This is a genomic window from Salmonella sp. GDC200615 (assembly GCF_050574145.1).
Taxonomy (GTDB): Bacteria; Pseudomonadota; Gammaproteobacteria; order Enterobacterales; family Enterobacteriaceae; genus Salmonella; species Salmonella enterica.
In genome coordinates this window covers 1,470,782-1,485,732 of the sequence record NZ_CP192247.1, presented here as the reverse complement: position 1 = coordinate 1,485,732, position 14,951 = coordinate 1,470,782, and the positions used below count along the sequence as shown (strand labels likewise).

Sequence of the window (14,951 nt, the reverse complement as noted above, 5' to 3'; positions counted from 1 at the left end):
TTAGCGGTCCACATCTGACATAACAAAATCGATACTACCCAGATAGACAATCAGGTCGGAGACCAGGCTACCGCGGATCGCCGAGGGAATCTGCTGCAGGTGCGCAAAGCTCGGCGTGCGCACGCGGGTACGGTAGCTCATAGTGCTGCCGTCGCTGGTCAGGTAGTAACTGTTAATCCCCTTCGTCGCTTCCACCATCTGGAAGGACTCCTGCGCCGGCATCACCGGGCCCCAGGAGACCTGCAGGAAGTGGGTGATCAGGGTTTCGATATGTTGCAGCGTGCGCTCTTTCGGCGGCGGCGTGGTCAGCGGGTGATCCGCTTTGAACGGCCCTTCCGGCATGTTATCGAGGCACTGCTGAAGAATGCGCAGACTCTGGCGCAGCTCTTCCACTTTCAGCATCACGCGGGTATAGCAGTCGGAAACGCCGCCGCCCACCGGCACTTCAAAGTCAAAGTTTTCGTAGCCAGAGTATGGACGCCATTTACGTACGTCGAAGTCGATCCCGGTCGCGCGCAGCCCTGCGCCGGTGATGCCCCACTCCAGCGCCTCTTTCGCGCCGTAAGCGGCAACGCCCTGCGAACGCCCTTTCAGAATAGTGTTACGCAGCGCGGCTTTCTCGTAAGAATCCAGACGCTTCGGCATCCACTCAAGGAACTCTCGCAGCAGGCGATCCCAACCGCGCGGCAAGTCGTGCGCGACGCCGCCGATACGGAACCAGGCCGGGTGCATACGGAAACCGGTAATGGCTTCCACCAGGTCATAAATTTTCTGCCGGTCGGTAAAGGCAAAGAAGACCGGCGTCATCGCGCCGACGTCCTGAATAAAGGTCGAGATGTACAGCAGATGACTGTTAATGCGGAACAGTTCGGAGAGCATCACGCGGATGACGTTCACACGATCCGGGACGGTGATCCCTGCCAACTTTTCTACCGCCAGCACGTACGGCATTTCATTGACGCAACCACCGAGGTATTCGATACGGTCGGTATAGGGAATGTAGCTATGCCAGGACTGTCGCTCGCCCATTTTTTCGGCGCCGCGGTGGTGATAGCCGATATCCGGCACGCAGTCGACGATTTCTTCACCGTCAAGTTGCAGGATAATACGAAACGCACCGTGCGCAGACGGGTGGTTCGGGCCGAGGTTGAGGAACATAAAGTCCTCGTTGTCAGTCCCGCGCTTCATCCCCCAGTCTTCCGGCTTAAAGGTCAGCGCTTCCATTTCCAGATCCTGCTTGGCTTTGGTCAGCTCAAACGGGTCGAATTCGGTCGCGCGCGCCGGATAATCTTTACGCAGCGGATGGCCTTCCCAGGTTTGCGGCATCATGATGCGCGTCAGGTGCGGGTGGCCTTCGATATCAATACCAAACATCTCCCAGGTCTCACGCTCGTACCAGTTGGCGTTAGGGAAAAGTTTAGTGAAGGTCGGCACGCGCAGGTCGTTTTCAGACAACGCCACCTTGAGCATGATATCGCGATTACGCTCAATGGAAATCAGGTGGTAGAAAACGGAAAAATCCGCGGCGGGTAACCCGTCACGGTGCGTACGCAGGCGTTCATCCATGCCGTGTAAGTCAAACAGCATGACGTAAGGTTTCGGCAGTTTCTTTAAGAAATCGCCAACCTCCAGTAGTTGTTCACGCTTGACCCAAACAACGGGGATACCGGTGCGGGTCGCCTGAACGGTAAAGGCATCCGGCCCAAAACGGTTGCGCAGTTCGCCGATAACCGGATCATCAAGATGATCGCGGGTACTCCATGCAGCGTCTTGCGCGGTTAAGTCGGTCATATTGTTCACCATTGCAAATGGTCCGTGGTGGTCGGCAGTGCTTCGCGCTATTAAAATAGTGGTTAGCGAAGTGAAGTGCTGCTGCCGACAGGCGCAAATTAAATCTCGTCCGGGGTACGCAGGTTCGTGACGGCAATACGCTCGCCGCGTTTACGTTCGCGTTCTGGCTGCATATTGGCGCGATACACGCCCTGATCGCCCACCACCCATGAGAGCGGACGGCGCTCTTTGCCAATCGATTCTTGCAGCAGCATCAACGCCTGCATATACGCTTCCGGACGCGGCGGACAGCCAGGGATATACACATCCACCGGGATGAACTTATCAACGCCCTGCACTACCGAATAAATATCGTACATGCCGCCGGAGTTGGCGCAGGCGCCCATAGAAATGACCCATTTTGGCTCCAGCATTTGGTCATACAGACGCTGAATAACCGGGGCCATTTTGGTAAAGCAGGTCCCGGCCACCACCATCAGGTCAGCCTGACGTGGCGACGCACGCAGCACTTCCGCGCCGAAACGGGCAACGTCATGCACTGCGGTAAAAGAGGTCACCATCTCTACATAGCAGCAAGAAAGGCCGAAGTTGTAGGGCCAAATTGAGTTTTTACGGCCCCAGTTAACCATGTCATGCAGTTTGCCCATGAACACGTTTTTGTTAACTTCCTGCTCCAGGGGGTCGGTTACGATCTCCTGTTTTTGCAGGGGGTAACGGTCATTCTCACCGTTAGGATCTATGCGGGTGAGCGTATAATCCATCTTAATGCCTCGCGGTTAGCGTTGACGATTAGCGATACTGTTCGTTTCCGGGTTCATACGCTCGCGGCGTGAACGCGCGGGCGTCCAGTCCAACGCGCCAATACGCGCCAGATAAACCAGACCAGCCAGTAACACAAAAATAAAAATTGCAGCTTCCACAAAGCCAACCCAGCCGCTTTCGCGGATAGAAGTCGACCATGCGAACAGATACAGCGCTTCAACGTCGAAGATAACGAAGAACATGGCTACCAGGTAAAACTTGGCAGACAGGCGTAAGCGGGCGGTGCCGACCGAGTCGATACCTGATTCAAACGGAACGTTCTTGTGCCTCGCGCGTGCGCGACCGCCCAAAAACCAACCGCCTACCAGCATCAGGCAGCACAGGCCAATGGCAACGATAAGAAAGATAGCGAATGCCCAGTGATGAGCGATGACTTCAGTGGATGTTGACATACTCATTGCTTACTCATCAAAAGTAGCGCCAGTTCCTCTGCTCTTTACGGCAGATGGACGCCACATCGATTCATGGGGAGGAATAAAAAAAACCCTACAATTACTGTAGAAAATGATAAAAACAGCTAATTGATGTGGTTTTTTACTCCTTTCTATAACCTTTTGTCAACTTTAACAAAAGTTCCTTCACATTAATTTACATCAATTCATCATCATTAACATTAAGTGCCATCCTGGAGAAAATGACTCTTCGACCAGGGGGGATTTTATGTTGTTGAATCGTGTCCGTTGTGAAGCAAAAGAAATAACACACACCTATTTTGACAGGAATTTGTGAAGATGCCTCCCCCTAAATGGGAGTATTTTCTTGATCTGTGACACGCTTTTGTTAATTCACCCCCTAAAACAGCAACAATTTCTCTAGTTTTTTAACATGCAAATTCATAAAATGGATGTTCTGGTTATTTTTTGCCCACATTGAACTGCGAATCGCTACTGGCTGATTTACCGCAACTTTTACAATTTGTGCGGTTAAGCGCGTACAGATGGGCACAAAAAAAGAGCCACTGAGCGTTTTTTCATCGCCAGCGGCTCTTTTTTACATTTACGACTTAGCGCCTTTTGCCTGCGAGCTACTCAAAACCCCCTTCCACCATCAGCGGATCATCTCCGCCCTCTGCAGAAAACTGGTTGTAATGCCATGGGTTTTGATAGCTTTCCATCGCATGGAAAATCACCATCGCCAGCTCGTTCTGGCTATTGGGATCGCGGCACAACAGATATTCCGTATCCGGCAAAGGCGGTAATCCGTCTGCGGCGCCCAGCACGCGAAGGTCGGGACTCATCATTTCGACAGGTCGAGCCGTTACGCCAAGACCGGCTTTAACGGCCGCGCGTACCGCCGGTAATGTAGACGCCACATAGGCCAGCCGCCAGGGAATACCCGCTGCATTTAGCGTCTCCAGCACCATATCGCGGAATGGACTGGGATCGTCCAGCAGGACTAGTGGTACGGGCTCTCCCCTTTGCAAAACATACTCAGCCGCACAATACCAATGGGTGGGCGAGGTCCGCAAATTCAGACAGTCCAGCGAATGAGGTTGGTTAGTCGTCACCACCAAATCTACTTCCTGCGATTTAACCATGTCCACCATATAGGCGTTGCGTTTTACCCGTACATCAAGCGCGAGTTTCGGATAAACCGAGCTGATTCGGCTAAGCAAAAAAGGCAGGATAGTATCAGCTGATTCATCAGAAGCGCCGATTGTTAACACTCCCTGAAGATTACTGAACATTAATGATGAACACGCCTCATCATTAAAACGCAGGATTTTTCTGGCGTACCCCAGAAGCTGGATACCGTGTTCGGTCAAAAGTTTGTTACGACCATGGCGGGCGAACAATTCCTTTCCCACGAGTTGCTCAAGACGCTGCATTTGCTGACTGACCGCAGACTGAGTACGACATACCGCCGCCGCCGCCGCGGCGAAGGTGTTCAGATCGGCAACGGCCACGAACGTTCTCAGCAGATCGAGATCGAGGTTAATTATCGGACGATTTGCATTTATCATAATTTTTCACTTACTGGCGGGTCATATCGGGCTGACCTGGCTAATGCTGTGCATTCAGAAACAAGCAATTCCATTTGTAATGTGCATCCTTCGCAGTACCGCCTGGTTACCCAGGTAAATGTTAGAATGTAATTGAAAATACGACCAAAACACTTCTCTTACTTACTGATATAATACCAAATGCAACCGTTCTGGATATATCAAAGAGAATGTGTCATACCTTTAGGCGTCTACAGATTTCTGCTAATGATGGACGTGTAAATCTTGTAACAGCGTCAAATAGTTTACCGAGACGCACAGATACAAAAACAATATATTGAACAATAGGTTATGTATAAAATCGCGTCATGATAATTAGCAGACAACGCAGACTACGCCCCCGTTTCGGATCATTATCTTAACCTAAAACCGCTATATTTATAAGTATTATTACGAATAATCTTAACCTGGGATATGTTATACTAATCGGACCAGAAAGATATTATTACGACTTTAGTAAATGCTTTTTAAATATTAAATAATAATTAATTAAGATTTCTACCATTCATTAATTATACTTAACAATAGTTTCACACCCCCCGCCGCCGGAAAGGTCTAACCTTCTCATTTTACCTTTAATACTCAGTATTTCCGAAATAGCCGACGCGACACTAATGATGAATGCTTATCTCTCATAAAACAGATAATTTCTGACAACATAAAAAACCACATTACGAGCAATCACATAGAATAAAACACTATACATACAAACAAAAACAGAAAATACATCTAACTAAATGATTTTATGAAGTTTTAAACAGCACGAAAGCGCGTTAAAAATAAACAAAATCTTCTTCTGTTCACTCTTCAAAACTCACCGTCGTGGGAGTACATTGTTTCGTGCTGACTTCCACGGCAGGGAGTGGCAATAACAGCTAAAAGGTCAAGATTCATGTCTCCCATTGAAAAATCCAGCAAACTCGAAAATGTCTGTTATGACATTCGTGGCCCCGTTCTGAAAGAAGCGAAACGCCTTGAGGAAGAAGGTAATAAAGTTCTTAAACTGAATATCGGCAACCCCGCCCCCTTCGTATTCGAAGCGCCGGACGAAATTCTGGTCGATGTCATTCGTAATTTGCCGACGGCGCAAGGATATTGCGACTCGAAAGGGCTTTATTCTGCCCGTAAAGCGATTATGCAACATTATCAGGCCCGTGGAATGCGCGATGTAACCGTGGAAGATATCTATATCGGTAACGGCGTTTCCGAGCTGATCGTTCAGGCGATGCAGGCGTTGCTTAACAGTGGCGATGAAATGCTGGTTCCCGCGCCCGATTATCCGTTATGGACAGCGGCGGTATCGCTCTCCAGCGGCAAGGCGGTACATTATCTTTGCGATGAATCTTCCGACTGGTTCCCGGACCTTGACGATATCCGCGCCAAAATCACCCCACGTACGCGTGGTATTGTCATTATTAATCCAAACAACCCTACTGGCGCCGTCTATTCTAAAGAATTGTTGATGGAAATTGTCAACATTGCGCGCGAGCATAATCTCATCATCTTCGCCGATGAAATTTATGACAAGATTCTCTATGACGATGCCGAGCATCACTCTATCGCCGCACTGGCACCTGATCTGCTGACCATCACCTTTAATGGGTTGTCTAAAACCTATCGCGTCGCCGGCTTCCGCCAGGGCTGGATGGTGCTGAACGGGCCGAAAAAACATGCGAAGGGCTATATTGAAGGGCTGGAGATGTTAGCCTCAATGCGCCTGTGCGCCAACGTCCCGGCGCAACATGCTATTCAGACCGCGCTCGGCGGCTATCAAAGCATTAGCGAATTTATTCTGCCGGGCAGTCGACTGTATGAACAGCGTAACCGCGCCTGGGAGTTGATTAACGATATCCCCGGCGTTTCCTGCGTAAAACCGCGCGGCGCGTTGTACATGTTCCCCAGGATCGACGCTAAACGTTTTAATATTCACGACGACCAGAAGATGGTGCTGGACTTCCTGCTACAGGAAAAGGTGCTGCTGGTGCAAGGTACCGCCTTTAACTGGCCGTGGCCGGATCACTTCCGCATTGTGACGCTACCGCGTGAAGATGGCCTGGAGATGGCCATCAACCGTTTTGGGCGTTTCCTCTCAGGTTACCATCAATAATCTTAAATTCAGGCTACTTCGGTAGCCTGAATTGCATCTTCATCACCCTCCCCGCACAATGAAGTCTGCCGCAGTGAAAACAAAAGGTAATCTATGAAGCAGAGCCATTTTTTCGCCCATCTCTCCCGCATGAAGTTGATTAACCGCTGGCCGCTGATGCGTAACGTGCGTACGGAAAACGTCTCCGAACATAGTCTGCAGGTGGCGATGGTCGCCCATGCGTTGGCGGCGATAAAAAACCGTAAATTTGGCGGTCAGCTCAATGCTGAACGCATCGCGCTTCTGGCGATGTATCATGATGCCTCGGAAGTACTGACCGGCGATCTGCCGACGCCGGTAAAATATTTTAATTCCCAGATAGCCCAGGAATATAAAGCGATCAAAAAAATCGCCCAGCAAAAGCTGGTTGATATGGCGCCGGATGAATTACGCGATATTTTCGCACCGCTTATTGATGAGAATGCCTGGAGCGAAGAAGAACAGGCAATCGTAAAACAGGCCGATGCGCTTTGCGCCTACCTGAAATGCCTGGAGGAGCTCTCAGCGGGAAACAATGAGTTTGGACTGGCAAAAACGCGGCTGGAAAAAACGCTGGAATTACGTCGCAGCCAGGAGATGGACTATTTTATGGCGGTGTTCGTACCAAGTTTCCATCTCTCTCTTGACGAGATAAGCCAGGATTCACCGCTTTAAACGGTTTTGCCGGATGGCGACGTCAACGTCTTATCCGGCCTGGACGTAGCGTGATATCCGTAGGCCTGATAAGCGTAGCGCCATCAGGCCTTTTCCTGTCTGGGGTTAAAACGGAAACAACATCGGAATCATCACAATACAAACCGCCATCACAATAAGCGTGAACGGCACGCCAAGCTTCACAAAATCGCTAAAGCTATAGTTTCCCGGCCCCAGAACCAGAGTATTGACCGGCGATGAAACCGGCGTCATAAAGGCGGCGGATGCCGCCATCGCCACCGCCATCGCAAACGGATAGGGCGACACCCCCATCGATTTCGCCGCCGCCAGCGCAATCGGCGCCATCAGCACCGCCGTTGCCGTGTTAGAAATGAACAGTCCTATGACGGCGCACAGCACGAACAGGCATCCCAGCATCATATACGGCCCATAGCCGCCGCCGATATCCATTAATCCTTGCACGACCAGAGAGACGCCGCCGGTTTTTTGCAACGCCAGCGCAAACGGCATCATACCCACAATCAAGATAATACTCGGCCAGTGGATCGCTTTATACGCGCTTTCAGCATCAATACAGCGAAATTTCCCCATCAGCAGGCAGGCGATAATCGCCGCGATCGGGTTGGGAATTTCATCGGTCAACATCAGCGCCACCATCAGTACCAGGCAGAAAATGGCGTGCGGCGCCTGGCTGTGCGCAGGAGAGGCTTCGCTGACCTCGACCGGCATATTCAGCACCACAAAGTCGCGGCCTTTTTGCCCCAGCAGGCTGATTAACTTCCAGTTCCCCACGACCAGAATGATATCGCCCATCAATAACGGTTCATCGGCCAGCGACCCTTCCAGCGCGACGCCGTCGCGTTTCAGGCCGACCACATTCAGCCCGTAACGTGTACGGAAGGCGATTTCACGCACCGACTTGCCTATCAGTTCAGACTCCGGAATAAGCGAAATTTCCGCCATGCCAACATCCAACGCCTGATCGGAAAAATATTCTCCACGCAATACCATCGGTTCCAGCAGTTGCTCGGCGCAGAACTCTCTGAGGTCAACCTCCGCCGCCGACATATCAATCAGCAGAACGTCGCGAGCGCGAAACTCCGATACGCCGTTCACATTGACGATAACCCGCCGAAAGCGCCGCCAGCGTTCAACGCCGATGACATTGGCGCCGTAACGTTCGCGCAGTTTAAGGTCGTCCAGCCGCTGTCCCACCATTGGCGAACCGGGGCGAATCGCCAGACGGCGAGCGCGCCCCGTCAGACGGTACTCGCGGATAAGATCGCGGAAAGTGCGCCGCTTACCGGCCTGTTGTCCGGGCGCATCGCCTTTTAGCATGAAGCGCATCACCAGCATATAAACAATGCCGAGCGCCAACACCACTACCCCCAGCGGCGTCACGCTAAAAAAGTTGAACCCGTGCAGGCCTTCACGCAGCAGTTCACTGTTAACCACCAGGTTCGGCGGCGTCGCCACCAGCGTCATCATTCCGCTGATAAGCCCGGCAAAACTCAGCGGCATCATCAGGCGCGAAGGCGAGGTCTGCATATGCATAGAAACGCTAAGAACAACGGGGATAAAGATCGCCACCACGCCGGTTGAACTCATGAAAGCGCCAAGTCCGGCGACGGTGATCATCAGTAAAACCAGCATTTTGATTTCACTGCTGCCCGCCATTTTAACCAGCCAGGTACCGACCACCGTCGCAACGCCGGTGCGCACGAGGCCGTCGCCAATAATAAATAAGGCGGCGATAAGAATGACATTCGGATCGCTAAAGCCGGAGAAGGCTTCCGGAAGGGTCAAGGTACCGCTAAGGACAAAAGCAACAATGACGAATAAAGCCACCGCATCCATACGTACTTTGCCCGTCGCAAACAACACGACGGCAATCGCCAGTAAAGAGAGAACCCAAATCAATTCACCGTTCACAACATATCCTTGTCAGATGAGAAGATAACGCGATTCTGCCATAAATATGCCCCGCCAAAGCGGGGCGATATCATGATCACGTCTTTCTTAACACCACCACATCGCCGTTTGGTTGTTTAGCGACCGATAATTGCGTCAGGCTATCCAACGCAAAATCAACATCCGCCAGATGCGGCGTGTCGGCCGGCGCATTGACCGCAATGACGTGGCAGCCCGCAGCCAGCCCGGACAGCACGCCAGCCGGGGCATCTTCTACTACGACGCACTCCTGAGGGGCCAGGCCAAGCAGTTGTGCGCCCAGCAAATACGCATCCGGCTCCGGTTTGCCGCGTTTGACTCGTTCGGCGGTGACAAACACCTCTGGCGCTGGAAGGCCCGCGACCTGATGGCGCGCACGCGCGACCGGCATGGAACCGGAGGTGACGATAGCCCACGGAATGCCCGCTTTATTCAGGTGATTGAGTAAATCGACTGCCCCCGGCAACGCGGTGATCCCTGCGGTTTCAGTGGCTTCTATTTGCTCCAGGCGCGTAAACTCAGCGGCAATTTCCGCCTCCGATTTACCCGCCATAAAATGCCGCAACGAGGTGATCGCCTGTTTGCCATGAATAAAGCCCAGCACCTCATCATGAGCAAGGTTAAAACGATCGGCCCAGCTACACCACGCGCGTTCGACGGCAGGTAATGAGTCAACCAACGCTCCATCCAGATCAAACAGAAAACCTTTACACTGCACGCGAGCCTCCTCAGGCATTAATGATTTGATTGATTTCATTCGCGCTCAGGTGGTACTGACGCGGGCAGGCATGCCAGACATTCAACATCCGCTGGTATTTTTCCCACATCGGCGTCTGGGCATTAAAGCCGTGTGTCCCGGCGTCAAAGTGAGTGTAGCGTCCTTCTATATTCACCATAAAACGGACATAGCCGAGGTAGCGCGCTTCCGTCGCGGCGTCAAACCCCAGGAAGGTGACGCGACGTTCGTCGATGGCTTGCGTATCTTTGAGGTTGGTCCAGGAGACGTGCAGCGCATGGTACATCTCCATAATATCGATGATGGTACGGCAGGTCTCTTCCGTCAGCTCGCCAAACTCGCGATCCAGCTCGCGCATCTGCAGGCCGTAGCCGCGTTCAATAATTGTTTGTAAGCGACGGTAACGCTCGGCGTTGGTGGGATCGAGCATCGTCATCATTTTGTACTGGTTAGACAAAATCAGACGTTGCGCGTTGGTCATTTCCATTTTGAACTCCTGTATCACGCTATGGCGATGAAAAAAAGAAGGCATTGGTATGCCTTCTTTTATATGCGTAATCCGGGGTCAATTACAAATCATCCAGGAAAGTTTTATCCAGTTGTTTGAAGGCGCGCTTAAGCGTGTCAGCTAATGCCTGGTAATCCGGCTTTCCTTCTACCGGCGCCAGCGCTTGTCCAGCCTCCTGCAATTTACCGCGAACTTCGTAAAACCAGTTAAGGATTGAAGGCGGCAACGGCGTCACGGAACGTTTCCCTAACCACCATAATCCCTGCATAGGCAAGCTCAGGGCGAACAGGGCGGTCGCCACGGCCGGACCTAACTGACCGCCCAGCGCTATCTGCCAGCATAATGTAAAGACGGCGACAGACGGCATAAATCGTATGGCATAGCGCGTCATACGAATGACGCGGTTTTCGACGAAAACGGGCGCCAGCCGCTTTTCCATCGGCCACGTCTTCGCGTAGTGCTGCCCCCGGCGAAATAAGCTAAAAAAATTTACGGAGCGATTATCCGGTGTCGACATGGCCTACCTCAACTTCACATATAAAATTTAAAAAATTTGTGCAAAACAACAACTGCGAGGGACAACGTTCAAAACATTTTGTCTTCGATACCCACTATCAGGTATCCTGTGTCGGCCTGTCAAAGGCCGGTAGTTTAAAATCATTGAGTCGTCAATATTACACATAGTATGCCATTGGCTGAAAAATACGCAAAATGGCATAGACTCAAAGGTATTTCTTCCATCATGCCAAAAAAACTCCTGCGCATGATGTTAATCATAAATGTCAGGGCTATCATGCGCTACGCTCTATGGCTCACTGACGTTTTTTTAGCCACGTATCATAAATAGGTACTTCCATGTCGAGTAAGTTAGTACTGGTTCTGAACTGCGGTAGTTCTTCACTGAAATTTGCAATTATTGATGCAGTTAATGGTGATGAATACCTTTCTGGTTTAGCCGAATGTTTCCATCTGCCAGAAGCACGCATCAAATGGAAAATGGACGGCAGTAAACAAGAAGCGGCTTTAGGTGCAGGCGCCGCTCACAGTGAAGCGCTGAACTTTATCGTTAACACTATTCTGGCACAAAAACCAGAACTGTCTGCGCAGTTAACTGCAATTGGTCACCGTATCGTACACGGCGGCGAGAAGTATACCAGTTCCGTAGTCATTGATGAGTCCGTCATTCAGGGCATCAAAGATTCCGCCTCTTTCGCACCGCTGCATAACCCGGCTCACCTGATTGGTATCGCCGAAGCGCTGAAATCTTTCCCGCAGCTGAAAGATAAAAACGTTGCAGTATTCGACACCGCCTTCCATCAGACCATGCCGGAAGAATCTTACCTGTATGCCCTGCCGTACAGCCTGTATAAAGAACACGGCGTTCGTCGCTATGGCGCACACGGCACCAGCCACTTCTATGTAACTCAGGAAGCGGCAAAAATGCTGAACAAGCCGGTAGAAGAACTGAACATTATCACCTGCCACCTGGGCAACGGCGGTTCTGTTTCCGCTATCCGTAACGGTAAATGCGTGGATACCTCTATGGGTCTGACCCCGCTGGAAGGCCTAGTCATGGGTACCCGTTCCGGCGATATCGACCCTGCGATTATCTTCCACCTGCACGACACTCTGGGTATGAGCGTGGATCAGATCAACAAAATGCTGACCAAAGAGTCCGGTCTGCTGGGTCTGACTGAAGTGACCAGCGACTGCCGTTATGTTGAAGACAACTACGCCACCAAAGAAGACGCAAAACGTGCGATGGACGTTTACTGCCACCGCCTGGCGAAGTACATCGGTTCTTACACCGCTCTGATGGACGGTCGTCTGGATGCAGTCGTGTTCACCGGCGGTATCGGTGAAAACGCCGCGATGGTTCGCGAACTGTCTCTGGGTAAACTGGGCGTGCTGGGCTTTGAAGTCGACCACGAACGTAACCTGGCGGCCCGCTTCGGCAAATCTGGTTTCATCAACAAAGAAGGTACCCGTCCGGCGGTGGTGATCCCAACCAACGAAGAACTGGTTATCGCGCAGGACGCGAGCCGTCTGACTGCCTGATTTCACACCGCCAGCCTCGCTGGCGGTGCTGTTTTGTAACCCGTCCCCAAAAGACGGTAACGAAAGAGGATAAACCGTGTCCCGTATTATTATGCTGATCCCTACCGGAACCAGCGTCGGCCTGACCAGCGTCAGCCTCGGCGTCATCCGTGCTATGGAACGCAAAGGCGTTCGTCTGAGCGTCTTTAAGCCTATCGCCCAGCCTCGCGCTGGCGGCGATGCGCCTGACCAGACCACCACTATCGTTCGCGCGAACTCTACCCTGCCGGCGGCTGAACCGCTGAAGATGAGCCACGTTGAATCTCTGCTCTCCAGCAACCAGAAAGACGTGCTGATGGAAGAGATCATCGCGAACTACCATGCGAATACCAAAGACGCGGAGGTGGTGCTGGTTGAAGGTCTGGTTCCGACCCGTAAACATCAGTTCGCTCAGTCTCTGAACTATGAAATCGCGAAAACGCTGAATGCGGAAATCGTTTTTGTCATGTCTCAGGGTACCGACACGCCAGAACAGCTGAACGAGCGTATCGAACTGACGCGCAGCAGCTTCGGCGGCGCGAAAAACACCAACATCACCGGCGTTATCATCAACAAACTGAATGCACCGGTTGATGAACAAGGTCGTACTCGCCCGGATCTGTCGGAGATTTTTGACGACTCTTCCAAAGCGCAGGTGATCAAAATCGATCCTGCTAAACTGCAGGAATCCAGCCCGCTGCAGGTTCTGGGCGCGGTGCCGTGGAGCTTCGACCTGATTGCGACCCGCGCTATCGATATGGCGCGTCACCTGAACGCCACCATCATTAACGAAGGCGATATCAAAACCCGCCGAGTTAAATCCGTCACTTTCTGCGCGCGTAGTATTCCGCATATGCTGGAACATTTCCGCGCAGGCTCGTTGTTAGTGACCTCCGCTGACCGTCCGGACGTACTGGTCGCAGCTTGCCTGGCCGCGATGAACGGCGTAGAAATCGGCGCCCTGTTGCTGACCGGCGGCTATGAAATGGACGCACGCATTTCTAAACTGTGCGAACGCGCATTCGCCACCGGTCTGCCGGTCTTTATGGTGAACACCAACACCTGGCAGACTTCGCTGAGCCTGCAAAGCTTCAATCTGGAAGTCCCGGTTGATGACCATGAGCGCATCGAGAAAGTTCAGGAATACGTCGCGAACTACGTTAACGCTGAGTGGATCGAGTCGCTGACCGCCACTTCCGAGCGTAGCCGTCGTCTCTCTCCGCCGGCGTTCCGCTACCAACTGACCGAGCTGGCGCGTAAAGCCGGTAAACGCGTAGTGCTGCCGGAAGGCGACGAACCGCGTACCGTCAAAGCGGCGGCAATCTGCGCTGAACGCGGCATCGCCACTTGCGTTCTGCTGGGCAACCCGGATGAAATCAACCGCGTCGCGGCATCTCAGGGCGTTGAGCTGGGCGCAGGTATTGAAATCGTCGATCCGGAAGTGGTGCGTGAAAGCTATGTCGCTCGCCTGGTTGAGCTGCGTAAGAGCAAAGGCATGACCGAACCGGTTGCCCGCGAGCAGCTGGAAGACAACGTGGTGCTCGGCACGCTGATGCTGGAGCAAGACGAAGTCGACGGCCTGGTTTCCGGCGCGGTTCATACCACCGCCAACACCATCCGTCCGCCGCTGCAGCTTATTAAAACGGCGCCGGGTAGCTCCCTGGTCTCTTCTGTGTTCTTTATGCTACTGCCGGAACAGGTTTACGTTTACGGCGACTGCGCAATCAACCCAGACCCGACTGCAGAGCAGCTGGCAGAAATCGCGATTCAGTCTGCGGATTCCGCCATTGCCCTCGGCATCGAACCGCGTGTGGCAATGCTCTCCTACTCCACCGGCACCTCTGGCGCGGGCAGCGACGTAGAGAAAGTACGTGAAGCGACGCGTCTGGCGCAGGAAAAACGTCCTGACCTGATGATCGACGGTCCGTTGCAGTACGACGCCGCGGTCATGGCTGACGTAGCGAAATCCAAAGCGCCGAACTCGCCGGTTGCGGGTCGCGCTACCGTGTTCATTTTCCCGGATCTGAACACCGGTAACACCACCTACAAAGCGGTACAGCGTTCTGCCGACCTGATCTCCATCGGGCCGATGCTGCAGGGTATGCGCAAGCCGGTGAACGACCTGTCCCGTGGCGCACTGGTTGACGATATCGTCTATACCATCGCCCTGACGGCGATCCAGGCTTCCCAACAGCAGCAGTAACAGTAAAAGCTAATGCCGGATGGCGGCGTGAACGCCTTGTCCGGCCTACAGGTGAGATACCGT

The 14,951-nt window shown here is 52.5% G+C and carries 13 protein-coding genes; 4 read left to right on the top strand and 9 right to left on the bottom strand.

Annotated elements, in window-relative coordinates:
* The 5 genes from nuoC to lrhA all read right to left on the bottom strand — a co-directional run bounded on the left by nuoC (position 1) and on the right by lrhA (position 4,576).
* Positions 1-1,803: an NADH-quinone oxidoreductase subunit C/D gene (gene nuoC, locus ACQ29O_RS06895; protein WP_000247852.1), complete on the bottom strand. Its 1,803-nt coding sequence runs from the start codon at positions 1,801-1,803 to the stop codon at positions 1-3.
* A gap of 86 nt (positions 1,804-1,889) precedes the next feature.
* Positions 1,890-2,552 (bottom strand): NADH-quinone oxidoreductase subunit NuoB, encoded by a 663-nt coding sequence (gene nuoB, locus ACQ29O_RS06890; protein WP_000386728.1) that lies wholly within the window; start codon positions 2,550-2,552, stop codon positions 1,890-1,892.
* Between the two features lie 15 nt (positions 2,553-2,567).
* A complete protein-coding gene (gene nuoA, locus ACQ29O_RS06885; protein WP_000062993.1) occupies positions 2,568-3,011 on the bottom strand; it encodes an NADH-quinone oxidoreductase subunit NuoA in 444 nt (147 codons plus the stop codon).
* A 394-nt stretch (positions 3,012-3,405) separates the two neighbouring features.
* Positions 3,406-3,558, bottom strand: coding sequence for an STM2329 family putative cytoplasmic protein (locus tag ACQ29O_RS06880; protein WP_001522276.1), 153 nt, complete (start codon positions 3,556-3,558; stop codon positions 3,406-3,408).
* A gap of 79 nt (positions 3,559-3,637) precedes the next feature.
* Complete coding sequence (gene lrhA, locus ACQ29O_RS06875) at positions 3,638-4,576, bottom strand: transcriptional regulator LrhA (protein ID WP_000606288.1); 939 nt, start codon at positions 4,574-4,576, stop codon at positions 3,638-3,640.
* Between the two features lie 931 nt (positions 4,577-5,507).
* Between lrhA and alaA the strand changes: the two genes are divergently transcribed.
* Together alaA and yfbR are read left to right on the top strand one after the other, a co-directional pair.
* On the top strand, positions 5,508-6,722 hold the full coding sequence (gene alaA, locus ACQ29O_RS06870) for an alanine transaminase AlaA (protein WP_000074545.1): 1,215 nt from the start codon (positions 5,508-5,510) through the stop codon (positions 6,720-6,722).
* A gap of 93 nt (positions 6,723-6,815) precedes the next feature.
* A complete protein-coding gene (yfbR, locus tag ACQ29O_RS06865) occupies positions 6,816-7,415 on the top strand; it encodes a 5'-deoxynucleotidase (protein WP_253336167.1) in 600 nt (199 codons plus the stop codon).
* A 105-nt stretch (positions 7,416-7,520) separates the two neighbouring features.
* Here yfbR and ACQ29O_RS06860 read toward each other — a convergent pair whose 3' ends face one another.
* From ACQ29O_RS06860 to yfbV, 4 genes are all read right to left on the bottom strand, one after another.
* Positions 7,521-9,347 (bottom strand): SLC13 family permease, encoded by a 1,827-nt coding sequence (locus ACQ29O_RS06860; RefSeq protein WP_001012861.1) that lies wholly within the window; start codon positions 9,345-9,347, stop codon positions 7,521-7,523.
* Between the two features lie 76 nt (positions 9,348-9,423).
* Positions 9,424-10,101 (bottom strand): sugar phosphatase, encoded by a 678-nt coding sequence (locus ACQ29O_RS06855; RefSeq protein ID WP_077918271.1) that lies wholly within the window; start codon positions 10,099-10,101, stop codon positions 9,424-9,426.
* Complete coding sequence (locus tag ACQ29O_RS06850; protein ID WP_000426135.1) at positions 10,094-10,588, bottom strand: YfbU family protein; 495 nt, start codon at positions 10,586-10,588, stop codon at positions 10,094-10,096. The genes ACQ29O_RS06855 and ACQ29O_RS06850 overlap by 8 nt, the downstream gene beginning before the upstream one ends.
* Before the next feature lie 82 nt (positions 10,589-10,670).
* On the bottom strand, positions 10,671-11,126 hold the full coding sequence (gene yfbV / locus ACQ29O_RS06845) for a terminus macrodomain insulation protein YfbV (protein WP_024143574.1): 456 nt from the start codon (positions 11,124-11,126) through the stop codon (positions 10,671-10,673).
* Positions 11,127-11,464: 338 nt separating this feature from the next.
* Between yfbV and ackA the strand changes: the two genes are divergently transcribed.
* Complete coding sequence (gene ackA, locus ACQ29O_RS06840; protein ID WP_000095689.1) at positions 11,465-12,667, top strand: acetate kinase; 1,203 nt, start codon at positions 11,465-11,467, stop codon at positions 12,665-12,667.
* A 76-nt stretch (positions 12,668-12,743) separates the two neighbouring features.
* Entirely contained in the window at positions 12,744-14,888 is a 2,145-nt protein-coding gene (gene pta, locus ACQ29O_RS06835) for a phosphate acetyltransferase (protein WP_045161645.1), read from the top strand.
* Positions 14,889-14,951: the final 63 nt, after the last annotated feature.

Coding starts and splice junctions, on each gene's coding strand:
- ackA (WP_000095689.1), top strand. CDS start 11,465: ATGTCGAGTAAGTTAGTACTGGTTCTGAACTGCGGTAGTTCTTCACTG.
- yfbV (WP_024143574.1), bottom strand. CDS start 11,126: ATGTCGACACCGGATAATCGCTCCGTAAATTTTTTTAGCTTATTTCGC.
- alaA (WP_000074545.1), top strand. CDS start 5,508: ATGTCTCCCATTGAAAAATCCAGCAAACTCGAAAATGTCTGTTATGAC.
- nuoB (WP_000386728.1), bottom strand. CDS start 2,552: ATGGATTATACGCTCACCCGCATAGATCCTAACGGTGAGAATGACCGT.
- ACQ29O_RS06855 (WP_077918271.1), bottom strand. CDS start 10,101: ATGCCTGAGGAGGCTCGCGTGCAGTGTAAAGGTTTTCTGTTTGATCTG.
- nuoA (WP_000062993.1), bottom strand. CDS start 3,011: ATGAGTATGTCAACATCCACTGAAGTCATCGCTCATCACTGGGCATTC.
- lrhA (WP_000606288.1), bottom strand. CDS start 4,576: ATGATAAATGCAAATCGTCCGATAATTAACCTCGATCTCGATCTGCTG.
- nuoC (WP_000247852.1), bottom strand. CDS start 1,803: ATGGTGAACAATATGACCGACTTAACCGCGCAAGACGCTGCATGGAGT.
- ACQ29O_RS06850 (WP_000426135.1), bottom strand. CDS start 10,588: ATGGAAATGACCAACGCGCAACGTCTGATTTTGTCTAACCAGTACAAA.
- yfbR (WP_253336167.1), top strand. CDS start 6,816: ATGAAGCAGAGCCATTTTTTCGCCCATCTCTCCCGCATGAAGTTGATT.